Raw genomic sequence first — 22,817 nt, 5'->3', positions numbered from 1 at the left:
TCAGTACCAAACAGGAAAAACTCTAACAAGTTTCTCAGTTGCCTGAACCAATAGCATCTATATAAAGCCTAAGGCTTTGTAATTACTAACTAAAGAAAAAACCGTCAAAGCAAAAATGAAAATGGTGAGGAGCCTGTTCTTCTCACCATTTTCTATTTGTTTAGATACTCTTTCTCAACCCAGACGGATTTTTTTGGGGATGTGTACCTATTGGCCCTAAAATTCTACACGGGGAGCCAAAGATTGTGGCTCTCGTGATGTTTCGCTGTTAACTCAGGAGTGTTGTTGTGGACTTATCGCGTATTCCTGCCCAACCTAAACCGGGTTTGATTAACGTTCTGATTGAAATTTCAGGCGGGAGCAAAAATAAATACGAATTTGATAAAGAGCTACAAGCTTTTGCTCTAGATCGAGTGCTTTATTCATCAGTACAATATCCATATGACTATGGATTTGTTCCCAACACTTTGGCTGATGACGGCGATCCATTGGATGGTATGGTATTAATGGACGAACCTACTTTTCCAGGCTGTATAATTGCTGCACGGCCAATTGGGATGTTAGAGATGATAGATGGTGGCGATCGCGATGAGAAAATTCTTTGTGTTCCTGACAAAGATCCTCGTTACGCCCATGTCAAATCTCTCAAAGATGTAGCTCCTCACCGATTGGAAGAGATTGCTGAGTTTTTCCGTACATATAAAAATCTTGAGAAAAAAGTAACGGAAATCCTTGGCTGGCAAGATGTGGATCGGGTGATGCCTTTAGTTGAAAAATGTATCAAAGCTTATAGATAAAAGGCAGAGGGCAGAGAGCAGTAGACGCGGTAGACGCGTTCGCCGTCAGGCGTTGCGTTAGCTAGCGGCTTCCGTTCAGCGAAGCTGTTCCCGTTCCCCGAAAGGGGTTCCCGCAGGGTAGGGTAGGTACGGCTACTTGCACCAAGTCGCTGCGCGCAAGAGCGTAGGTAGGCAGAAGGAAATTAGGAGAAGGAGTTGAGGGAGGTGAGGAAGTTGAGGAAGTGTAAGAGTAAATTCTTCTCCATCTTCCCTATCTCCCTAATCTCTTCCTCTCCCTATCCTCTTCTGTACGCAGTTCATCACGGCTACTTAGCTAAGAACCAGCCAAGTTTGTCTGAAACCAGATGATTTATTCTTCCCACCAGTAGCTCAAATAATATGAGGGTTACATGATCAAGAATGCAGACGCCTGCAAGGATTGGTTACCTTAAGTTAAGCTGAAACAAATCTATAAAATGAACTCAAGTTTGAGTTCAGGGTGCTATGCCTTTATTTTTTCCCAGATGGATACTAGATGTTTTCAGCAAATATTGTTGAGTTCATCCTTAATGATATTTTCTGGGAAGCCCTCTTTTGACGGGCATTTACAAACTTATATGTTTTTTTAATATCCTCTATTCCACAGGAATCTCAATAATGCAGCGCACGCTTCTTTTGGCAAAAATTCATAACTGCACTCTTACCGGAGCTAATATCAACTACGTGGGTAGCATCAGTATAGATCAAATGCTGATGGATAAAGTTGGCATATTACCCTACGAACAAGTACAAGTAGTAAATATTACCAATGGACAGCGTTTCATTACTTATGCAATCCCAGCTCTAGCCTACTCCGGAGCGATTGAATTAAATGGAGCTGCTGCACGTCTAGGCATTACTGGCGATCGCCTGATTATAATGACTTACGGGCAGTTAAGTTTGGAAGAGTTAAAAAATTACTCTCCGACTGTTGTCATCGTAGACGAGCAGAATCAGATTTTAGAGATTCGGCGTTATGATGAGCTGCTCAAAAAGACGTAGCAACCAGAAAAATAATGTCAAATTTTAAGCTTTCGCCTCCAGATAAACACTTAAGTGAAAAACAAACTCGATCTATTTCCAACCAAGTTAAAAAATTTATAGTGCAATTTTGGGGTGTAAGGGGTTTAATCGCTTCTCCAAGCAACAAAACCAACCTTTACGGTGGTAATACTGCCTGTGTTGAGATGCAGGTGGCTAATAAGCGTTTGGTTTTTGATGGAGGTACTGGTTTACGCATTCTAGGTAAAAGTTGGCTAGAACTAAAACAACCTTTACAAGCACATTTATTTTTTACCAACTCCCAATCCAATCGTATTCAAGGATTTCCATTTTTCGGCCCGGCATTTATCCCAGAAAATAGCTTTCATATTTACGGGATTGCTGCCTCAAATGGAGCCTCGATTAAGCAATGTTTGTGCGATCAAATGCTACTGCCACATTTTCCTTACCCTTTGCAGGAAATGCAGTCTGAATTGCAATTCCATAATTTGACGCCAGGTAAAGTTATAAAGATAGATGATATCACAGTAACAACAGCATTAATTAATCAAACTCAAAAGTCTATTGGATATAGAGTTGACTGGCAAAATTATAGCGTTGCCTACATAACGGATTTACATGACAATACTAATGAAGTGGAGCAAAAATACATTCATCAGCTTACTAAAGAAGTTGATTTACTGATTGCCAATCCCACTACTCCCCAAAAATTTTACAGAACGGATCGTGATTCTCATTGGCAAACTGCTGTAGATTTGGCTCATGTATCTGGTGTTAAACAACTAGTCATATCTCATCATCACCCAGATGATCATGATGATTTTCTTGATCGCATCCAAACGGAAATTAAATCTGCTTTTGCGGCAAGTTTAATTGCTCGTGAAGGTTTAACTTTAGTTGTTGCTGAGTAGCTATTAAGTAGAAGGCAGGAAGCAGTAGACACGTAGACGCGGAGTGGCTTCCGTTCAGCAAAGCTGTTCCCGTTCCCTCAAGGAGGGTTCCCGCAGGGTAGTAGGTAGGCAGACGGCAGAAGTCGCTGCGCGCAAGAGCGCAGGTAGGAAAAAGCTTATCTTATTAGTTTATGGTGATAAGCATTTTACTTTTACCTTTTACTTCCACCTACTTAATTTTCAACAGTCAATAATTTTGAATTATGAACTGGAGAAAGATTGTGAACGACTTGAGTAATTTGTTGGAGCTTTGCAGCTACTGCACCCTTAACTAATAATTCTTCTGCTTTGGCTATACCCGATCGCAAACTATCGCAAATACCGGAGCGCCACAGGTAAAATCCTCCGTTCCATAAGGCTGTTTGCATTAATTCTGAAGGTATACCTTGTAATACCTCTTGCATTTGTGCCATCAGTTCTTCTATGCCAAGCAAGGGTACATTTTTGCTGCTAAAGCCGTATTCGCGAGCAACCAGATGTAACCTTTCGATTGGGGCTATTGTCTGGGTATGATCAAGCACAGATAAGCCAATAATAGCGGTGCGATCGCGTGGCAAGTCACAGCTACCTTCTAATCCTTTGACAGTTGTAAATTTTGTGACTCCTCGCTGGGCGAAGGCTGCTTGAAACATTGCTTCAGTGGGAGGATGAACAAACCCCCCAACAATGTGAGCATCACCAGCATAGGGACACCAAATTAGCTCCATTGTGGCAAAGGGTGGGCGCTTACCCAGTTGATCGCGGTACTCCCAAATTCTTTTGGTGAGAGGAAAATGTCGAGGAGTGTAAACAAAACCAACTCCAGTTTGCTCAAATACTTGCTGAGTAGTTTCTAATGGTAGCTTAGTCCAATCAACTCCTATACCCTGCCAAACTTCCACTAAGGGTATGCCATATTTTGTTGGTAGGCGATCGCCTCCATGCATCACCACAGGTTGCCCCGCTGCGGCTAATAACAAAGCTATGATCGGGCTAATTGGTGCAGTACGGGTTCTGCCATCATAAGGTATCCCCAAGACTATTATCGGTTGCGGCGAGGCGATTGGTTGCAGTTTAGGGCCGATTTGATCATAAGCATCCAGCATTCCTGCTAACTCTTCACCGGTTGGACGTTTGATGCGATGGGCAATCAAAAACGCTCCTATTTGAGCTGGTGTCGGCTCACCCAGCAGCATCATGCTAGTTGCTGTAGCAGCTTCCGCACGAGTCAAATTTTCTCCCGTATGGTTACCACTGCCTACTTTTTTCAGTAATTCCCGAAATATATCACTCATAGGTTTATTTGTCCTTTATCATTAGTCATTTGTATTTACCGATGACTAATGACTAATGACTAATGACTAATTACTTAACAAGCCGATCGCTCTAAAGAAACTTGTGGTGGTATATTTTCTCGCACTAACTGCCAAAAATGCTGAATCGGAGGAATTTGCAGCCGATCTTGAGTCGTCACCATCACAACTCGGCGAGTCAAAGCAGAGTTGTCAGGTACTCCACCATTGCTAGCAAGAGGGCGAACCGCAAGTGTAGGATCTTTACGTGCTTCCACTAATGCTGAATGAGGTAGTAAAGCCACCAGTTCTCCCTGACGTACTACTCCTCGAAAAGCATCTAGAGTGTTTACCTCCAAAACTGCTTGCAGTGTGGCTTGCAGTCGTTCAAATCTATCTTGTACTAGCCGTTGCATCCCATAACCATCCTTAAAAACCACTTGCGGATAGCGAATCAGCTCCTGCCAAGGAACGCGTTCATATTGCGCTAGCGGGTGATTGACTGCTGTTAAAACTTCTATTGGTTCATCATATAGGGTTTCCACCACGATTTCTTTACCGACAGTTAAAAAGCGATTATTCATGACAATTGCCATATCCACCAGCCCATCTTTAAGGACTTTTAGGGCGCGATCGCTGCCCAAGGATGTAACTCGCAACTGTATCTGTGGATAATCATGACAAAATTTTTGCAGTACTGGTGGTAAATAGTAAGCACAGAGAGAGTGAATCACAGCTATACACAATTCAGGCTGCTTTCCTGCTACTAAGTCTGTTATTTCCTGCGTAGCTGTCTGCCACTCTTGGCAAATTTTGCGGGCGCGGGGAAGCAACCGTTCACCAGCTAGCGTCAGTTTCGCCTGGCTTGTTCTGTGAAATAACTCCAATCCCAAATCTCCTTCCAGTGCCTGGATTTGGCGACTGATAGTCGATTGGGTAACACCACATTTTCTTGCTGCCCCTTGAAAGCTACCGGTTTCCGCGATCGCCAGAAAGGCTTGCAACTGTTCTAGTCGCATTTTTGTGTAGCCTGAATTACATTTATGGCTGGAACTAACTTAACGTATTTCCTGTAGCATTTTAGTAGAGTTTGTTACATCTACCTTTTTCTTGCAGGGCATGAATTTTAAGTTATTTTTTGATGAAAGACCAATCCTCGTGTGTGAACGGGAATTTTAGCCTGTTGTATCCTGAACAATGTTCGATAAGTTCTTAAAAAAGAATAAAAATGAATATTGAAATCTTATCATCTCATAACATTTTGTAGTAGCAAGAAGGAAAGAAGACGCAAAGAGCGTGAGATGGGGTGACGGTGGAAATGGGGTAGGAAGACGCGGTGACGCGGAGAAATTATCAAAAATATTCCCTGTGTCCTCTTGATTCTCCGTGTCCCCGTGTCGATCCAAACGCGAAATCTAAAAATATATACCTATCCTCTGTTCCCTTCTTCACCACTCAGCTAAAGCAGTAAAGACAGCTTGTTGCAAATCTGGTGTTAAAGCAGCACTATTGACTAGCTGCTGTAATTTTTGTCTTCCTGTTTCTGGAGCAAGATTTTTTAATGCGGCGATCGCGTGCAGTCTTACCAGCGCATCTGCATCTGCCACAAACTGAATTAGAGGTTCAACAGCTTCTTGTTTGCCTAATTGTCCCAAAGATAGTGCGATCGCTTTTTTAACCGTGGCAATCTCAACTGCCGGGTGCCTCTGTTGCAAGATATTTAATAGTATTTGTGCTGCGATTGGAGTTAACTGCGGATTGGTAACTCGCCCCACAACCGTAACGATTTCCTGCCACAGTGTCACTGCTTTGAGTTGATTAAATGCGGTTTGAAGATAGTTGAGAGCCTTGGCACTTTCCATCCAGCCCAGAGCGCGGATAATTTCCAATTGTAATTTCTCTGGTGTATGAGGAGATACCAGCACTTCAAATAAGTATTTAGCAGCATCGTTGCCACCAATTCGAGATAAGGCAACTGCTGCTGCACTACAAACCTCAAGATTCAAATCATAGAGCTTGGATTTGAGTTTGTTCGCTAAATCTAAAGAGGCACACAGATCGGGGCGAAATCCTAAACCCAGCACTGCTTCTCGCCTGACAGAGGCAGCGACATCATCCAGAGCACGTAAAAGTATCGGTGGTATACAAGGATCGTGAAAGCTACTAAGAGCTTCTATTGCAACCACACGGACAGCGACTTGTGAATCTTCTACTACGCTCAATAGTGGTGTGATCGTTTCTTTGTGTCGAATCAAGGAAAGCGATCGCACTGCCAACAAACGTGTATTTTCTTCTGCAAGCAGTTCTGTTAGAGCCTTAATAGCAAGTGTACCGCTTTGACCCAATGCTGCTGTAGCTATAGTCTTTAATTCTTCATCTTCTTCTGTTCTCAGCAAGCCGATCAAAGCAGCTATTGCTTCTGGATGCCGATACTCTCCCAATACACGTGCTGCATACCAACGTAATTCTTCTTCTGCCTCCTCATCAATCAGGATCTCAATCAATGAAGGAATAGCGATTATTCCTAAATTTACAAATACCTTAGCAATCTCCCAGCGTTGCTGAAAATCTCCAACTGTAAGCACACATAATGCTAACTTTAGTAGTTTTTCCCGATTCTCTACTTCTTCTGGATTTTTTAAATTCTTTTCTAGAATTAACTTTTGCAGGCATTGAATTAGCAACTGCCAGTCACCCGCATCATGTGCTGTTTGTGCTTGCAGTAAAAGCTGATGGAAAGTATTCACAGTTTGCTCAATTCCCTGCGATCCCAAGGTGGATTTTTGGAAGTTTACTTTATGTTTTGCCAATTTCACTCAAACTTTAGGCGATTACAAGTAATACTCACCTTCAGAATATCTGCGATCACCTGCAATCAAAAGCGTTAACTATAACTTTTGACTCATTTTTATGCAAAAAACGCATTTTTACGATGCATTTTACGCAATTTTGCTTACATTCCGTAACAACGTATACGAAATTTATGTGTTTACAACTTTAAGTTTAACTTAAGCAAATGTGAGTCATCACAAAATCACACAAAATCAATATTCAAACTTAAAGATTGACCAAACTTCCCTCATCTTAGGGGGCAGGGTGAATATAACTTTTTCCTTATACCTCCTAAATTTAAATCACCGGGAAGATATGAGGCGAAAGGTTGATCGATGATTAGTCAAAAATCCAGAAGAATTTTCTGGAAGCAGCAAATTGCAATGAGAATCTACTCATGACAAACGCAGCAACTACTACAGCCAGCCTCAATAAGTTCGAGAAATTTAAGGCAGAAAAAGATGGACTCGCCGTCAAGGCTGAGATTGAAAAATTTGCCTCTTTAGGTTGGGAGGCAATGGACGAAACCGATCGCGATCATCGCTTGAAGTGGTTGGGTGTGTTTTTTCGCCCAGTCACTCCGGGAAAATTTATGATGCGGATGCGAATGCCCAACGGGATTCTCACTCATCATCAAATGCGGGTGTTGGCGGAAGTAGTACAGCGTTACGGCGATGACGGTAGCGCTGACATTACTACTAGACAAAATATCCAATTAAGAGGCATCCGCATAGAAGATCTACCAGAAATCTTTAACAAATTTCATACAGTTGGCTTAACCAGTGTGCAATCAGGGATGGATAACGTCCGCAACATTACTGGCGATCCAGTAGCGGGATTGGATGCGGATGAGTTATTCGACACTCGCGAGTTGGTGCAACAAATTCAAGACATGATTACCAACAAAGGCGAAGGTAATTCAGAATTCACCAACCTACCACGGAAATTTAATATTGCCATTACCGGTGGACGAGATAATTCCGTTCACGCAGAAATTAACGATCTGGCTTTCGTGCCAGCCTTTAAAGATGACACGGGGACACAGGGAGGTGGAGACACGGAGAATATTGTTGATCATTTCTTTGCGTCTGATTCACTCTCCACTTCCCAAAAAATCTTTGGCTTCAACGTTCTAGTCGGAGGTTTCTTTTCTGGCAAACGCTGTGAAGCAGCCATTCCTCTAAATGCGTGGGTATCACCAGAAGATGTGGTTGCCTTATGTAGGGTGGTGTTGGAAGTGTTTCGCGACTGCGGTTTACGCGCCAATCGCCAAAAATCTCGCCTGATGTGGCTAATAGATGAATGGGGTTTGGAAAAGTTTCGCCTGGAAGTCGAGAATCGCTTGGGTAAGTCATTATTACCCGCAGCACCAAAAGACGAAATTGATTGGGAAAAACGCGATCACATTGGGGTACACAAGCAAAAGCAACCAGGATTAAACTATGTCGGCTTGCACGTTCCTGTGGGTAGGTTAGCTGCCGATGATATGTTTGAAATCGCACGTTTAGCAGAAGTGTACGGTAGCGGTGAAATCCGCCTTACAGTTGAGCAAAATGTAATTATCCCCAATATTTCTGACTCGCGTTTGGTGATGTTTTTAACAGAAGCCCTGCTAGAGAAGTTTTCAATTAACCCCAAACAATTAACGCGATCGCTCGTTTCTTGTACCGGCGCACAATTTTGCAACTTTGCCCTCATTGAAACAAAGCAGCGTGCTTTGGCAATGATTAAAGACTTAGAAGCAGAGTTAGAACTCACTCATCCGGTGCGAATTCACTGGACAGGTTGCCCTAACTCTTGCGGACAGCCCCAAGTAGCAGACATTGGCTTGATGGGAACCAAAGTCCGTAAAAATGGCAAAACAGTAGAAGGGGTTGACATCTACATGGGCGGTAAAGTTGGCAAAGAAGCCCAGTTAGGAACTTGCGTGCAAAAAGGCATTCCCTGCGAAGACTTACAGCCTGTATTGCGAGATTTACTCATTCAGCACTTTGCGGCGAAACCAAGGCAAGAAGCTTTGGTGAGTCATTAGCTAATGGTTAATGGTTAATTACAATTAACCACTAACTACTGTACGGGCGCGTTTTAAAGGCAATCTCTCTAGAATGACGAAGATATTTAAATAAACCCGCCCCTACTATCCACTACCCACTATCCACTAACCACCAACACAAATGTCCAGTTTTTCGAGAAGAAAATTTCTTATTACTACAGGTGCAGCCGCAGCAGCTTCTGTTTTGGCTCACGGTTGCTCCTCCAGTAACTCTAACTCTGCTACAACAGGTAATGGAACACCTGCTGCTGTACCCGCTGCTAATTCAACCGCTGTAGCTAACGCTCCCAAAGTAGAAACAACCAAAGCTAAGTTAGGATTCATCGCTCTCACTGATTCCGCTCCCCTGATTATTGCCAAAGAAAAAGGCTTCTTTGCCAAGTACGGCATGACGGATGTTGAAGTGAGCAAGCAAAAATCCTGGCCTGTAACTCGTGATAACTTAAAAATTGGCTCGGCAGGTGGTGGCATTGATGGCGCACACATTCTCAGTCCCATGCCCTACCTGTTGACCATTAATGATAAAGTGCCGATGTATATCTTGGCACGGTTAAATACTAACGGTCAGGCGATCTCTGTTGCTAATAAATTGAAAGACTTGAAAGTTGGTTTACAGAGCAAGGGGCTAAAACAAGCTGCCGATCAAGCCAAAGCTAATAAACAAGCCATGAAAGTTGCCATGACTTTTCCTGGTGGCACCCACGATTTGTGGATGCGCTATTGGCTCGCAGCTGGCGGTATCGATCCCAATCAAGATGTGGCTTTGGAAGCAGTACCACCCCCACAAATGGTGGCAAATATGAAAGTTGGTACTGTCGATGCCTTTTGTGTGGGAGAACCTTGGAATGCCCAATTAGTAAGCCAAAATTTGGGTTATACAGCTTTAGTCACAGGCGAATTGTGGAACAACCATCCAGAAAAAGCCTTTGCTATGCGTAAAGATTGGGTTGATAAAAATCCTAATGCTGCCCAAGCACTGTTGATGGCAATTATGGAAGCTCAACAATGGTGCGATGCCAGTGAGAACAAAGAGGAAATGTGCAAAATTTGCTCTGATCGCAAATACTTTAACGTTGCTGCCGCAGATATTTTAGAACGGGCTAAAGGCAATATTGACTATGGCGATGGACGCAAGCAACAAAACTTCCAATATCGGATGAAGTTTTGGGCAGATAATGCCTCCTATCCTTACAAGAGCCACGATACTTGGTTTTTAACCGAAGAAATTCGCTGGGGCTATTTACCACAAGATATCAAGATTAAAGAAATAGTAGACCAGGTAAACAGAGAGGACTTGTGGAAGAAAGCTGCTAAAACCCTTGGTGTTGCTGATGCAGAAATTCCTACCAGCACTTCTCGCGGTGTAGAGACTTTCTTTGATGGTGTCAAATTCGATCCAGAAAAGCCAGAAGCATACTTGAAAAGCTTGAAAATCAAGAAAGTCTAATTATCCTTTGAGAGGCTAGACAATTAGTATATTTACTAATGTCATAGCCCACTTATTTGATTTGTAAAAATATCTCAACAAGACCACTGGATCGCAATTGGAGAAATAGGAAAATGGCTGCTACTCTTGGAAGTCGTACTATCAGAAAAAAGAACCGTAGTAATTTTCATAAATTAGTATCTAGAAAAATCATTCCTCCCTTAGTAGCCATAGCTATTTTTCTGGTGATTTGGCAATTACTATGTTTAAACCCTAACTTTAAATTGCCAGGGCCAATCGAAACAATTTCAGAAACATGGGATCCTTTTATAATTGATCCATTTTTCGATAATGGTGAAACTGATAAAGGCTTAGGTTGGCAAATACTTAATAGCCTTGGCAGAGTTGGTTTAGGCTTTTCATTGGCAGCAATTGTTGGTATTGTTCTGGGAATTGTGATTGGCGCTAATAAATTACTCAATGATGCAGTAGATCCCATTATTCAAGTCTTGCGAACTGTACCACCTCTAGCCTGGTTGCCAATTTCGCTGGCAGCATTTCAACAAGCAAATCCTTCAGCTATTTTCGTAATTTTCATTACATCCATTTGGCCAATTTTGATTAACACAATCGTGGGTGTACAACACATCCCCCAAGATTACATCAACGTTGCCAGAGTATTAAGGCTCAAAGGAGTCAAGTATTTCTTTAAAATAGTTTTTCCTGCCACTGTTCCTTATATCTTCACAGGATTGCGAATTGGTATCGGTTTATCTTGGTTAGCAATTGTGGCTGCGGAAATGTTGGTTGGTGGTGTGGGAATTGGTTCATTTATTTGGGATGCCTACAATACAACAACAGAAACCAATTTAAGCGAGATTATCTTAGCTCTCATCTATGTCGGCTTGGTGGGCTTATTTCTAGATAAATTAGTCGCTTTTGTTGCTAGCAAAGTGGTACCAGCAGAACAGAAATAGTGATTAGTCATTAGTCATTAGCTAAAAACAAATCACAAACAATGAATGACAAATGACAAAGGACAAATAACCAATGACTACTTTTGTTGAAGTTGACCACGTTGATCGTGTATTTGATATTCCCAATGGTGGGAAATATATTGCTCTAAAAAATATTGATCTGAAAATTCGACAAGGAGAATTTATTTCTCTGATCGGGCATTCTGGTTGTGGTAAATCCACCTTGCTCAATATCATCGCAGGACTAGATCAAGCGAGTGTTGGCGGTGTGACTTTAGAAGGGCGGGAAGTCAAAGAACCAGGTCCAGACCGGATGGTAGTATTTCAAAACTACTCGTTGCTCCCTTGGTTAACAGTTCGGGAAAATATTGCCTTGGCTGTGGATGAAGTTTATCAAGATAAACCAAAGGGCGATCGCCGAGGCATTGTCGAAGAACATATCGACATGGTAGGGCTGCGTCATGCTGCCAAAAAACGTCCGAGCGAGTTATCTGGCGGCATGAAACAACGGGTAGCGCTGGCTCGCGCCCTAGCTACACGTCCTAAGTTGTTACTGCTAGACGAACCCTTTGGGGCATTGGATGCCTTGACACGGGGTAGTTTGCAAGAACAACTGATGAAAATTTGTAATGAACACAACGTTACTTGTGTGATGGTGACACATGACGTGGATGAGGCACTATTATTAAGCGATCGCATCGTCATGCTCACCAACGGCCCAGAGGCTCACATCGGACAAATTCTGGAAGTGCCTATTTCCCGTCCCCGTCAGCGGTTGGAAGTAGTCAATCATCCCAGCTACTACAATCTGCGGAATGAAATGATTTACTTCCTTAACCAGCAAAAACTCCTCAAGAAACGTAAGGCTGGGCAGACTCAAGCACCAGCAGTCATCTCCTCTGGCGGCTTAGAAAAAGTCAATGTGGAAATTGGCTTTATGCCGCTAACTGATGCTGCACCCTTAATCGTCGCTAAAGAAAAGGGTTTCTTTGCTGATTATGGGCTAGAAACAGTCACCCTCAGCCGCGCAGCCAATTGGACGGAAATCGCCAAAGGTGTTGCAACTGGTAAACTAGACGCCGCTCAGATGCTTGCTGGTATGCCCCTTGCCCTGACTTTAGGCGCTGGTGGCAAGACACCCATTCCCGTAGTCAACGCCCTGAATCTCTCCCGCAACGCTAACGCCATTACCTTAAGCAAGAAGTTGTACAGCGAAGGTGTCAGAACCCTAGCTGACTTTAAAGCCGCGATTAACGCCTCTCCCGATCAAATTCTGACTTTGGGAATAGTGCATCCAACGGCAATGCAGAATTTAATTCTGCGTTACTGGTTAGCTGCTGGTGGCATAGATCCCGACAGGGATGTCAGCCTGACGGTGGTACCACCAACGCAAATGGTTGAACAACTCAAAGCCGGAATTATTGACGGTTACTGTGCAGGAGAACCTTGGAACTATCTTGCTGTTCATGAAGATGTAGGCTTCGTTGCTGCCACTGCCTTGGAAATTTGGTCGGGACAGCCGAAAAAAGTGCTAGGAGTACGAGAAGATTGGGCGCAGAAATACCCAGAAACTTATCTTGCTCTAGTCAAAGCACTGTTACAAGCCTGCAAATATTGTGACGATCTCCGCAACCGCGAAGAAGTTCTGGAATTAATTTGCCGCCCAGAGTACCTTGATATCAATCCTGCTTACGCCCGCCCTGGTTTTATCGATCCCTACGATCGCGGCGATGGTACAGAACCGCAGGAACTAAGAACATACAACCAGTTTTATCTCAATCAAACCAACTATCCAAACCGCACTGAATTGCTGTGGATGGTTACCCAAATGGCGCGTTGGGGCTTAGTACCCTTTCCTAAAAACTGGGTGGAAGTAATTGAACGAGTCTGCCGCACAGACGTATTTGGAGCGGCTGCACGCGATCTCGGCTTGCTCGATATCGGACAAGATGACCCGATTCACTTGTTTGATGGTAAAGTTTTTAACCCTTCAAAGCCAATAGAGTATCTCAACAGTCTGGAAATTAAACGTCAGATCCGTGTTGAAGAAGTATTTATTTAGTCAATAGACATTAGTCATTGGTCATTAGCAAGTGATCGGTAAATAACAAAGGACACATTAATTCATGCGAACCATCAATAAAACTACTCAAATCAATCAACAGCCTATCCAGAAAGCAGGAAATTTCCTAGAGATTGAGGGGGTAACCAAAATTTACCCAACTCCGGATGGCCCTCATACAGTACTGGATGGAGTTAACCTCAAGGTTAGTGAAGGCGAATTCATTTGTATTATTGGTCACTCTGGTTGTGGTAAATCTACGCTGCTAAACATGATTTCTGGCTTCAACACACCTACTGAAGGTGTAGTCTGCTTACAAGGCAAGCCGATCGCCGAACCAGGGCCAGATCGAATGATGGTATTTCAGAATTACTGTCTACTACCTTGGTTAAGTGTTTTTGAGAATGTTTATTTAGCTGTTGACTCCGTATTTCCCAAAAAACCCCAGGCAGAAAAACGAGCGATCGTCAAAGAACATTTAGCAATGGTGGGGCTGACAGAAGCGGCTGAAAACAAACCTGATCAGATTTCTGGCGGGATGAAGCAGCGAGTTGCGATCGCCCGCGCCCTGGCAATCCGTCCCCAAGTTTTGATTTTAGATGAACCCTTCGGGGCGTTAGATGCAATTACCAAAGAAGAATTGCAAGAAGAACTCCTGCAAATCTGGCGCGAACATCAAGTCACAGTATTAATGATTACCCATGACATCGATGAAGCTATTTTCCTGGCAGACAGAGTTGTGATGATGACTAACGGCCCTGCTGCTAATATCGGTGAAGTATTGGAGATTCCCTTTTCCCGTCCCCGCAACCGTCGCCGCATTATGGAAGATCCCCAGTACTACAACCTGCGGAACTATGCCCTTGACTTTCTATATCGCCGCTGTACTCATCCTGAAGAGTAGTAGTTTTAACAAGTTTTAAGGATTTTTACGCTTTGCTTCCGAAATAAAAATGTAACTTCAAATACACATCTACGATCCAGCCAGGGTAATTGCTCTATCGCTCCTAGATACCCCTGTGTATTTTTTCACTTAGGAAGGCTTTCATGCTTAAAGGATTATTGTCATTTCAAGGCCGTTACCGCATCTTACATCTGACTTGGTTTGCGTTCTTTTTATCATTTGTAGTTTGGTTTAACTTTGCTCCATTTCAAACAGCAGTTAAAGAAGCGATCGGTTTAACTGAAGGACAAGTCAGAACTATTGCTATCTGTAACGTTGCCTTAACCGTACCAGCACGTATAATTATTGGTATGGTTTTAGACAAATATGGCCCACGTATTACTTACTCACTGCTGCTGATGTACGCGGCTATTCCCTGTCTTGCCTTTGCAATGGCACAAAACTTTAGTCAGTTAGTAATTAGCCGCTTGGCATTGAGTATTGTCGGCGCTGGTTTTGTGATTGGTATTCGTATGGTTGCCGAATGGTTTCCACCCAAAGAGATTGGTATAGCTGAAGGAATCTATGGTGGTTGGGGTAATTTTGGTTCAGCCGCCGCGGCTTTTACCTTGCCTTCTATTGCTATGGGAACAGCATTTCTAGCTGCCGGACAAATTAACTGGCGTTTAGCGATCGCTCTGACTGGAATTATCGCCGCCATCTACGGAGCCATTTATCTACTCAAAGCCCAAGATACTCCCTCTGGTAAAGTCTATCAACGCCCTAAACGCCACGGTGGGATGGAAGTAACTAGCCGCAGAAGTTTTTGGCTACTGATGTTGATGAATATTCCCCTCGTCGGCATCTTAGGTGTATTAGCTTGGCGGATCGCTCAAATTGGTTTACTCAGTCAAAGTCAATTGCTGATTGTCTACCTTCTGTTAGTTGGTTTGTACCTCTTCCAAGCCTATAAATGCTGGGATGTAAATCATGAATTGATGACAGGTAAGAAGCGATATTCCCCTGACGATCGCTATGAGTTTTCTCAAGTTGCTCTACTGGAACTAACTTACTTTGTTAATTTTGGTTCTGAGCTTGCCGTTGTTTCCATGCTCCCTGGATTTTTTGAGACAAGCTTCAGTCTCAACAAAGTGGTGGCAGGAATGATTGCTGCTAGCTATGCATTTATGAATTTGTTTGCACGCCCTGGTGGTGGTTGGGTTTCTGATACCTTAGGCAGTCGCAGATGGACAATGACTGTATTGACTGCTGGCATGGGGATTAGCTATCTGCTGATGAGCGGAGTGAATAGCAATTGGTGGCTACCCTTTGCAATCCTTCTGACTATGGCTTGTTCTTTCTTTGTTCAAGCTGGGGAAGGTTCAACCTTTGCGATCGTACCTCTGATTAAGCGGCGAGTTACTGGTCAAATTGCTGGAAATGTCGGTGCTTACGGCAATGTGGGAGCTGTCGCTTACCTCACCTTATATAGCTTTTTACCTCCTGGGGAAGTTGGCAATCGCATCTTTTTCCAAACATTAGGAGTTGCTGCGCTGACTGTTACTTTCTTGTGCTGGTTCTTCCTTAAAGAACCAAAGGGTTCTTTTGCTGAACATCATGAAGGCGAAGCACCTGAACTGGCAGCAGAAAGACTCCCCGTTCTCAATGAGGAATTAAAGTAGGGTAAAAGCCCCAACTTTCAACTTAAATATCGTATGGGGCATAACCTAAAATTCATTAGAATTTACTTAGGATTTGCTCCTTATTATATTAGCTTTATAAATAAAATTACAAAAAGCATTTTTTTAAAGTCACCAATTAAAGTCATAAATTTTAGTAAAAGTTTTTATTTTTTTAGTTAAGTAATCATTCTTATTTACACTTTAATTGTCAGCAATATTTCACTATTGAGCTAGGCATGAATCAATAAAATTTTAATTTTGTTAAATAAATGCCTCTATACACAAAGTTTTTAAATGAAATCTCTACTAGAAATATATATTTTTATTTGACTCCTTGTACTTACTTATTATGATTGATAATGATTAACTAAAAGTAAGAGTATCCTAGATTTTGTTTTTATCTTGACTAAGATAATTATTATTGAATTTTCATATAGTTATCAATATGGTTTTAAAATTATTCATAACGATTTTTTATAAATTAAATAATATAAATTCGGGCTAAAAATAATCTCTGAGTATACATTTTTGTATCGTAGATAACTTTTTGTGTTACTGACTTACTCTTTAATTAAGTAAATATACTTTTGCTAGTAGCTAATCTAATTTAAATAAACTGAAAATTTTTCAAATTAATCTTTCATAAATCAATTTTTTTAGATGCTTTCTCAAATTTTTTTGCATAAATTGAATTGAACATAAAAGCATTGGAAATACAGAAGTTGTTGAAAACTTTGATCTACAAATCTTGACTTCAATATCTAAATAATCAAAATCAAGGAACATGGTGCGATTACCATGACTGAAATTACCAAAACTCTCTGTCCTTACTGTGGTGTCGGCTGTGGATTAGAAGTCTCCCCACCAGCGCAACCAGGCAAAGCAACATATCGAGATCATCAAGGAAATCCGATTTGGCGGGTGCGGGGTGATAAAACCCATCCATCCAGTCAAGGAATGGTTTGTGTCAAAGGTGCTACGATCGCTGAATCTTTAGACAAAAACAGACTGCAATACCCAATGGTACGAGAGTCGTTGGATCAAGAGTTCCGGCGTGTCAGTTGGGAAGAAGCTTTCGATCTCATCACCCAGCGCATTCAAACCGTACGTTTCACCCAAGGGGCAGAAGCCATATGTATGTATGGTTCTGGGCAATTCCAAACCGAGGATTACTACATAGCCCAGAAACTTTTGAAAGGATGCTTGGGTAGCAATAATTTTGATGCTAACTCTCGCCTATGTATGTCTAGTGCTGTGGCTGGGTACATCCAAAGCTTTGGCTCGGATGGGCCTCCTTGTTGTTATGAAGACTTAGAGCTAACCGACTGTGCGTTTTTAATTGGTACTAACACAGCAGAATGCCACCCGATCATTTTCAACCGACTGGAGAAATACCACAAAAAGAATCGCAAAGTCAAAATGATTGTGGTCGATCCCCGTCGCACACCCACAGCAGAAGCTGCTGATCTACATCTAGCTATTCGTCCCGGTACAGATATCGACTTGTTGAATGGCATTGCTCATTTATTGATGCGCTGGGGTCATATTGATGCTGGTTTTATTGATGAATGTACCAGCAACTTCTCTGCTTATGCTGAGGTGATTCGGCATTACTCACCAGAAGTAGTAGCTCATCAATGCGGCATTAGCGTTGAAGATTTAGAAACAGCAGCTCGATACTGGAGTCAAGCACAGCGGGTACTTTCTCTGTGGTCAATGGGTGTAAATCAATCAACAGAGGGTACAGCAAAGGTTAGAACCATTATTAACCTGCACCTGATGACTGGACAAATCGGCAAGCCAGGAGCTGGGCCTTTTTCGCTCACAGGGCAGCCAAATGCGATGGGAGGAAGAGAAGCCGGGGGTTTGGCACACTTGTTGCCTGGTTATCGATTGGTGAAAAATCTCCAGCACCGTGCCGAAGTTGAAGACGTTTGGGGATTGAAGCGAGGACAGATTTCACCTACTCCCGGAATGACGGCTTGGGACATGATTATGGGGCTGGAAAACGGCTCTGTAGGCTTGTTGTGGATTGCTGCTACCAATCCAGCGGTGAGTATGCCCGATCTGAAACGAACTAAAGCAGCGTTGATGCGATCGCCTTTTACTATTTACCAAGACGCCTATTACCCAACAGAAACAGCTGCCTACGCTCATGTCTTATTGCCAGCAGCACAATGGGGTGAGAAAACTGGCGTCATGACCAATTCTGAACGAACAGTAACGCTGTGTCCGGCATTCCGCCGACCGCCAGGAGAAGCAAAACCAGATTGGGAAATTTTTGCCGAAGTTGGGCGTAGATTAGGTTTTGTGGGTGAGTTTGCTTTTGCCAACTCAGCTGAAGTTTATGCGGAGTTTGTTAAATTAACTCGCGATCGCCCTTGCGACATGACAGGGTTGAGTCACGAGCAATTACAAACAAAAGGCCCAACTCAATGGCCGCACCCGGAAGAGGACAAGGGGACAAGGGAACAAGGGGACACGGGGAAACAAGAGGACGCTGAGACGAAAAGACGCAAAGACGCAGGCACAGAAAACTCCGTCTCTTCTTCTCGCCAAAGCAAGCGCCTTTATACTGATTTGCGCTTTCACACTCCTGATGGACGTGCTCGGTTTGGTGCATATCACTCGCGGGGGCTGGCAGAGCCACCAGATCCGAATTATCCCTTTGTGTTGACGACTGGACGGCTTTACGGACATTGGCACACGCAAACACGCACCGGTCGAATTGAAAAAACTCGTCAAATGCACCCTGAACCTTTTATTGAAATTCATCCCCGTGATGCTGCTGTTTTAGGAATTAGCGATAACCAATTCGTAGAAGTGCGATCGCGCCGCTCCCAAGCTAAATTTCCAGCCAAAATTACTAAGGCGATCGCTCCTGGTACAGTGTTTGTCCCTATGCATTGGGGAGCGCTGTGGGCAGACAACGCAGAAGCCAACGCTCTGACTCATCCAGAATCTTGCCCTGATTCCCTCCAACCGGAATTAAAAGCTTGTGCGGTACAGGTAGTACCAGCTAACATTGAGCTAACAATTGGAGAAATTTCCCAGCGGGTTTATCAGCAAACCCATTGAAGAGAAAACTCACAATACAGAATTGGAAACACTTCTCAGCCTCTATAGAATCTAAGAATGTTCTGGATTCTTTTTTCTTAGTGCAACCTCTATAGTGATAAGCTGCTAGGTAAGCCCCTTCTGAATAAAATTTCTATCTAAAATGGGGTCTAGCAGATGCGAAAACTCTTTAAGCAAGTCAAAGAAACCAGCAAAGATGAGAACTTTATGCACCTAATTGAAAATATAGAGGTGCTGGTGTCTAAAGTTCTCTCGATTTTTATGGTGCTGGTTATTCTAACAGCGATCGGAGATTTAGGTTTTTTTCTTTTTAAAGAATTATTTACCGCGCCATACGGAAAATTTAATACCACATTATATAAAATATTTGGCTTATTTTTAAATATTTTAATAGCTTTAGAAATTTTAGAAAATATCACAGGTTATCTCAAAAAACACGTTCTGCAAGTAGAATTAGTCATCGTAACTTCATTGATTGCAGTGGCTCGTAAAATTATTATTCTTGACCTAGAGAAAGTATCAGGTGTTGATATTATTGGTTTAGGAGTAGCTATACTTGCTTTATCGATTAGTTACTGGATGATTCGTAGTACGAATGCTAGACATTAGTTTGTAGTCTAGAATTTATGCTAGTAAATCTTAAATTGTAAAGTACATTAAAACAACGCGTTAATCATCGCATTTCTTGGTGCATTACGGCTAGCTCTCGCTCTCTGACACTATCAAATACCTACGTAGCCGTAACACATCCTACAACTTTCTGACCTCTGACTTCTAATTAATTAATTTTTGCTAGTTCTGATTTGGTTCTAGTTTATGACAGAGTTTTTTCAATTTGAAGCAGATTTTGTTGAATCTTTGCGTTGTATCCCTATGCAGGTACGTTGCAAACTAGATACCTGTGGAATTAAGCTGAAATTGTCAGATTGGAACAACATGACTCAATTGGAACGTCAAAATTTAGTTGAATTGCCTTGCTCAACAGAATCTGAAATTCAGGCTTATCGAAAGTATATTCAAGATTTGATTTTACAACGTACTAGCACACCAGCAAGCGAATTACCTATTGAGTCTCATCCCGCATGGATGGATGTCAAGACTGTGCCAATCAGCGTTAATGAAAAAGCTCAGGAAGTAGGTATTGTTATTACAACTGAACAGTGGGCAAACTTAACTCCATTACAACGTTTTGCCTTGATTAAACTCAGCCGCTCTGGACATGAGAATAAAAATTTTGTACCTGCATTAAAGGAATTTAAACTGTTCACAAAATCTTAGTATATAAAATTCAAAATTGCACAATTTAATTGTAAATTTGGAAATTAAGAAAAATTGCTCAAAAATTTCCAGTTCTAAAAATACAAAGATAGTGTAAATTTTGTATCGGTGATTTTTTAGCATCAAAGCGAGGATATAAAAATATGGCTGCAAAGAAAATTTTGATGCTTGTTGGGGACTATGTAGAAGATTATGAGGTGATGGTTCCTTTCCAAGCGCTACAAATGGTAGGACACACAATTCATACTGTTTGCCCTGATAAAAAAGCAGGTGAACAGGTACGAACTGCAATTCACGACTTTGAAGGCGATCAAACCTATAGTGAAAAACCTGGTCACAACTTCACCTTAAATGCAACTTTTGCAGAAGTAAAAGCTGACACCTATGATGCTTTAGTGATTCCTGGAGGACGCGCACCAGAATATATCCGCCTGAATCAGACAGTATTAGAAATTACTCGTCACTTTGCCGAAGCTAACAAACCGATCGCTGCAATTTGCCACGGTTTGCAAATCCTGGCAGCTGCGGATGTTCTGACAGGAAAAAGTTGCACAGCCTATCCTGCATGTGGTCCGGATGTACGTCGTGCAGGTGGTACCTACGTAGAAATTCCAGCGGACGAGGCAATAGTTGATGGCAATTTGGTGACTGCGCCGGCTTGGCCTGCTCATCCTCGTTGGCTGGCAGAATTCCTGAAACTTCTTGGCACGAAAATTGAGCATCCCGAAATGGCAACAGTAAGTTAAGCGATCGCCCATCTGAAACTACAAGCTATTAGTATCCAAGGAACCGTATCGGCTTTTACTGATGCAGTTCCTTGCTCACACTACAGTTTTCATCCAATTGCGATGAAGATTGAATCCAGTATCATATCTTTTAGTAATCAACAGTTAACTAAAAGCAAAAACTGATAGTTAATAACCTTAATAACATTTTTATTTTGATTTCTTTAATTTCCATTTTCTCAACAAAGAGTAAAGCTATAGTTGTATTTAGCAACGCTGCTATTGATGTGGCTAAGGTTAATTCCTACTGCCAGTTATTGTTTCGATCTATTTATTACTACCCTGCAACTCAATGACGGGCAAAAACGCACGACGAAATGCATTTCTGCGGCTAGTGTCTGGTAATGTAACAGCTTACGGATCAGAATTTCGCTACTCGCTGTTCCCCAGTAAAGAAGTAGTAATTGGACGCGATCCCAGCTGTCAAGTTGTCTTAGATGCCATGATGTATCGTATGGTATCTCGTCGTCATGCGGTGGTTCGTCCTCTCCCTTCATCAATTGATAGCGAATCTAATTGGGTGATTTGCGATCTTAATAGTGCCAATGGTACCTATTTAAATGGACAACGCTTGCAGGGTTGTCAGCAATTGATGCCGGGCGATCGCATTACTCTTGGCTATGATGGGCCAGAATTTTTGTTTGAGTACACAATCAACCACCAACATACTGTAATATCATCTGTTGCTGACGCTACATCATTACCACCAGCAGGATATCAACCACCCACACTTCCTGATTCTTCAGTTAGTTTTACCCAACTGTTTCCAATTATTTCTACTGGCAAAGATCTGACTCGTAAAGCTTATCTGATACCGGGAATTCTCACAGTCGTCTTTGTCGTATTAATGTTTGCCACTGTCGGCGATCCACAAGCGAACCAAGTAATTGTCGGATCTTACATTGCATTTGCCGCCTACTACTTTATTTACCAATTGTGTGGAAAGCGTAAGCCTTGGTGGGTTTTATTAGGAGCGGCACTGACAACAATCATCATTTTGCTCAGTCCGCTGTTAGATTTGTTTATCTTCATATTTCGTGATCGACTACCGGGCAACTTGCCTTCAGATCAGGAATCTATTACCTTTACAGAATTACTGATCCGCTACTTTTTTGGTGCGGGCTTGATGGAGGAATTTATCAAAGCATTACCTATACTGATAGCCTATGTGATCGGTAAAGGAGTGCGATCGCCTTGGCGGGAAAGTATCGGTGTCTGGGAACCTCTGGATGGCATTTTGTTGGGAACAGCTTCTGCTGTAGGCTTTACCCTGTTGGAAACACTAGGTCAGTATGTGCCACAAATTACACAAAATGTCGCGATTCAAGCAGGGGATGGTGCCGGTCAACTGGCAGGGTTACAACTTTTAATTCCTCGAATTTTAGGTTCTGTGGCAGGACACATGGCTTACAGTGGTTATCTCGGCTATTTTATTGGGTTAGCTGTTCTCAAGCCCAGAAAAAGCTGGCAAATATTGCTAATTGGCTACCTAACTGCATCTGGACTCCATGCTTTATGGAACGCCACCGGAACTCTCAATGGCTTATTACTTGTAGTTGTAGGTGTGTTGTCTTATGCTTTCTTAATGGCAGCCATCCTGAAAGCACGGGCATTATCACCCACACGCGAAAATAATTTCGCTACTCGTTTTCTTGGGCCTAGATAAGGAATTAGGTATAGGATATGGGTTACAGGATACAGTTTAATGGCAGTAGTCTACCTA

Annotated in this window: 17 protein-coding genes; 14 read left to right on the top strand and 3 right to left on the bottom strand. The window is 42.4% G+C overall.

The features are described 5' to 3' along the window. Window positions 1-287 precede the first annotated feature (287 nt). The 3 genes from U2718_RS29285 to U2718_RS29275 all read left to right on the top strand — a co-directional run bounded on the left by U2718_RS29285 (window position 288) and on the right by U2718_RS29275 (window position 2,728). Window positions 288-797 carry an inorganic diphosphatase gene (locus U2718_RS29285; RefSeq protein WP_289791580.1) on the top strand — a complete coding sequence of 170 codons (510 nt, stop codon included), beginning with the start codon at window positions 288-290 and terminating at the stop codon, window positions 795-797. Window positions 798-1,433: 636 nt separating this feature from the next. Next, a complete protein-coding gene (gene panD, locus U2718_RS29280; protein ID WP_342000935.1) occupies window positions 1,434-1,817 on the top strand; it encodes an aspartate 1-decarboxylase in 384 nt (127 codons plus the stop codon). A gap of 14 nt (window positions 1,818-1,831) precedes the next feature. Next, window positions 1,832-2,728 carry an MBL fold metallo-hydrolase gene (locus U2718_RS29275; RefSeq protein WP_342000933.1) on the top strand — a complete coding sequence of 299 codons (897 nt, stop codon included), beginning with the start codon at window positions 1,832-1,834 and terminating at the stop codon, window positions 2,726-2,728. Window positions 2,729-2,940: 212 nt separating this feature from the next. Here the strand turns inward: U2718_RS29275 and U2718_RS29270 are convergent, their stop codons facing one another. From U2718_RS29270 to U2718_RS29260, 3 genes are all read right to left on the bottom strand, one after another. Next, window positions 2,941-4,041: an anthranilate phosphoribosyltransferase family protein gene (locus tag U2718_RS29270; protein ID WP_342000931.1), complete on the bottom strand. Its 1,101-nt coding sequence runs from the start codon at window positions 4,039-4,041 to the stop codon at window positions 2,941-2,943. A 74-nt stretch (window positions 4,042-4,115) separates the two neighbouring features. Next, the gene (locus U2718_RS29265) at window positions 4,116-5,057 is read right to left on the bottom strand and encodes a LysR family transcriptional regulator (protein ID WP_342000929.1); all 942 of its coding nucleotides are present in this window, start codon (window positions 5,055-5,057) and stop codon (window positions 4,116-4,118) included. A 429-nt stretch (window positions 5,058-5,486) separates the two neighbouring features. Next, the gene (locus tag U2718_RS29260; protein ID WP_342001298.1) at window positions 5,487-6,785 is read right to left on the bottom strand and encodes a HEAT repeat domain-containing protein; all 1,299 of its coding nucleotides are present in this window, start codon (window positions 6,783-6,785) and stop codon (window positions 5,487-5,489) included. 482 nt (window positions 6,786-7,267) lie between these two features. Here U2718_RS29260 and U2718_RS29255 point away from each other — a divergent pair, with 482 nt between their 5' ends. From U2718_RS29255 to U2718_RS29205, 11 genes are all read left to right on the top strand, one after another. Further along, entirely contained in the window at window positions 7,268-8,902 is a 1,635-nt protein-coding gene (locus U2718_RS29255) for a ferredoxin--nitrite reductase (RefSeq protein WP_342000927.1), read from the top strand. 142 nt (window positions 8,903-9,044) lie between these two features. After that, entirely contained in the window at window positions 9,045-10,370 is a 1,326-nt protein-coding gene (locus U2718_RS29250; protein ID WP_342000925.1) for a CmpA/NrtA family ABC transporter substrate-binding protein, read from the top strand. A gap of 113 nt (window positions 10,371-10,483) precedes the next feature. After that, window positions 10,484-11,326, top strand: coding sequence for a nitrate ABC transporter permease (gene ntrB / locus U2718_RS29245; RefSeq protein ID WP_342000923.1), 843 nt, complete (start codon window positions 10,484-10,486; stop codon window positions 11,324-11,326). Between the two features lie 73 nt (window positions 11,327-11,399). Continuing rightward, window positions 11,400-13,388, top strand: coding sequence for a nitrate ABC transporter ATP-binding protein (locus U2718_RS29240; protein WP_342000922.1), 1,989 nt, complete (start codon window positions 11,400-11,402; stop codon window positions 13,386-13,388). A gap of 64 nt (window positions 13,389-13,452) precedes the next feature. After that, window positions 13,453-14,292, top strand: a complete 840-nt coding sequence (locus tag U2718_RS29235; RefSeq protein WP_342000920.1) for a nitrate ABC transporter ATP-binding protein — start codon at window positions 13,453-13,455, stop codon at window positions 14,290-14,292. Between the two features lie 143 nt (window positions 14,293-14,435). After that, entirely contained in the window at window positions 14,436-15,953 is a 1,518-nt protein-coding gene (locus U2718_RS29230; RefSeq protein WP_342000918.1) for an MFS transporter, read from the top strand. A gap of 798 nt (window positions 15,954-16,751) precedes the next feature. Beyond that, the gene (locus U2718_RS29225) at window positions 16,752-19,031 is read left to right on the top strand and encodes a nitrate reductase (protein WP_342000915.1); all 2,280 of its coding nucleotides are present in this window, start codon (window positions 16,752-16,754) and stop codon (window positions 19,029-19,031) included. 156 nt (window positions 19,032-19,187) lie between these two features. Continuing rightward, window positions 19,188-19,640 (top strand): phosphate-starvation-inducible PsiE family protein, encoded by a 453-nt coding sequence (locus U2718_RS29220; RefSeq protein WP_289791593.1) that lies wholly within the window; start codon window positions 19,188-19,190, stop codon window positions 19,638-19,640. A gap of 207 nt (window positions 19,641-19,847) precedes the next feature. Further along, window positions 19,848-20,309, top strand: coding sequence for a nitrate reductase associated protein (locus U2718_RS29215; RefSeq protein WP_342000913.1), 462 nt, complete (start codon window positions 19,848-19,850; stop codon window positions 20,307-20,309). Between the two features lie 143 nt (window positions 20,310-20,452). Beyond that, the gene (locus U2718_RS29210) at window positions 20,453-21,055 is read left to right on the top strand and encodes a DJ-1/PfpI family protein (protein WP_342000911.1); all 603 of its coding nucleotides are present in this window, start codon (window positions 20,453-20,455) and stop codon (window positions 21,053-21,055) included. A gap of 331 nt (window positions 21,056-21,386) precedes the next feature. After that, window positions 21,387-22,760: a PrsW family glutamic-type intramembrane protease gene (locus U2718_RS29205; protein ID WP_342000909.1), complete on the top strand. Its 1,374-nt coding sequence runs from the start codon at window positions 21,387-21,389 to the stop codon at window positions 22,758-22,760. Window positions 22,761-22,817: the final 57 nt, after the last annotated feature.

Source organism: Chlorogloeopsis sp. ULAP02 (genome assembly GCF_038404745.2).
Taxonomy (GTDB): domain Bacteria; phylum Cyanobacteriota; class Cyanobacteriia; order Cyanobacteriales; family Nostocaceae; genus Chlorogloeopsis.
The sequence above is the reverse complement of the archived record's forward strand: the minus strand, read 5'-3'. Positions and strand labels throughout refer to the sequence as shown.

What these genes read in the sequence shown, in the direction of transcription:
- panD (WP_342000935.1), top strand. Translation starts at nt 1,434, where the DNA reads ATGCAGCGCACGCTTCTTTTGGCAAAAATTCATAACTGCACTCTTACC.
- U2718_RS29275 (WP_342000933.1), top strand. Translation starts at nt 1,832, where the DNA reads ATGTCAAATTTTAAGCTTTCGCCTCCAGATAAACACTTAAGTGAAAAA.
- U2718_RS29270 (WP_342000931.1), bottom strand. Translation starts at nt 4,041, where the DNA reads ATGAGTGATATATTTCGGGAATTACTGAAAAAAGTAGGCAGTGGTAAC.
- U2718_RS29265 (WP_342000929.1), bottom strand. Translation starts at nt 5,057, where the DNA reads ATGCGACTAGAACAGTTGCAAGCCTTTCTGGCGATCGCGGAAACCGGT.
- U2718_RS29255 (WP_342000927.1), top strand. Translation starts at nt 7,268, where the DNA reads ATGACAAACGCAGCAACTACTACAGCCAGCCTCAATAAGTTCGAGAAA.
- U2718_RS29250 (WP_342000925.1), top strand. Translation starts at nt 9,045, where the DNA reads ATGTCCAGTTTTTCGAGAAGAAAATTTCTTATTACTACAGGTGCAGCC.
- ntrB (WP_342000923.1), top strand. Translation starts at nt 10,484, where the DNA reads ATGGCTGCTACTCTTGGAAGTCGTACTATCAGAAAAAAGAACCGTAGT.
- U2718_RS29240 (WP_342000922.1), top strand. Translation starts at nt 11,400, where the DNA reads ATGACTACTTTTGTTGAAGTTGACCACGTTGATCGTGTATTTGATATT.
- U2718_RS29235 (WP_342000920.1), top strand. Translation starts at nt 13,453, where the DNA reads ATGCGAACCATCAATAAAACTACTCAAATCAATCAACAGCCTATCCAG.
- U2718_RS29230 (WP_342000918.1), top strand. Translation starts at nt 14,436, where the DNA reads ATGCTTAAAGGATTATTGTCATTTCAAGGCCGTTACCGCATCTTACAT.
- U2718_RS29225 (WP_342000915.1), top strand. Translation starts at nt 16,752, where the DNA reads ATGACTGAAATTACCAAAACTCTCTGTCCTTACTGTGGTGTCGGCTGT.
- U2718_RS29220 (WP_289791593.1), top strand. Translation starts at nt 19,188, where the DNA reads ATGCGAAAACTCTTTAAGCAAGTCAAAGAAACCAGCAAAGATGAGAAC.
- U2718_RS29215 (WP_342000913.1), top strand. Translation starts at nt 19,848, where the DNA reads ATGACAGAGTTTTTTCAATTTGAAGCAGATTTTGTTGAATCTTTGCGT.
- U2718_RS29210 (WP_342000911.1), top strand. Translation starts at nt 20,453, where the DNA reads ATGGCTGCAAAGAAAATTTTGATGCTTGTTGGGGACTATGTAGAAGAT.
- U2718_RS29205 (WP_342000909.1), top strand. Translation starts at nt 21,387, where the DNA reads ATGACGGGCAAAAACGCACGACGAAATGCATTTCTGCGGCTAGTGTCT.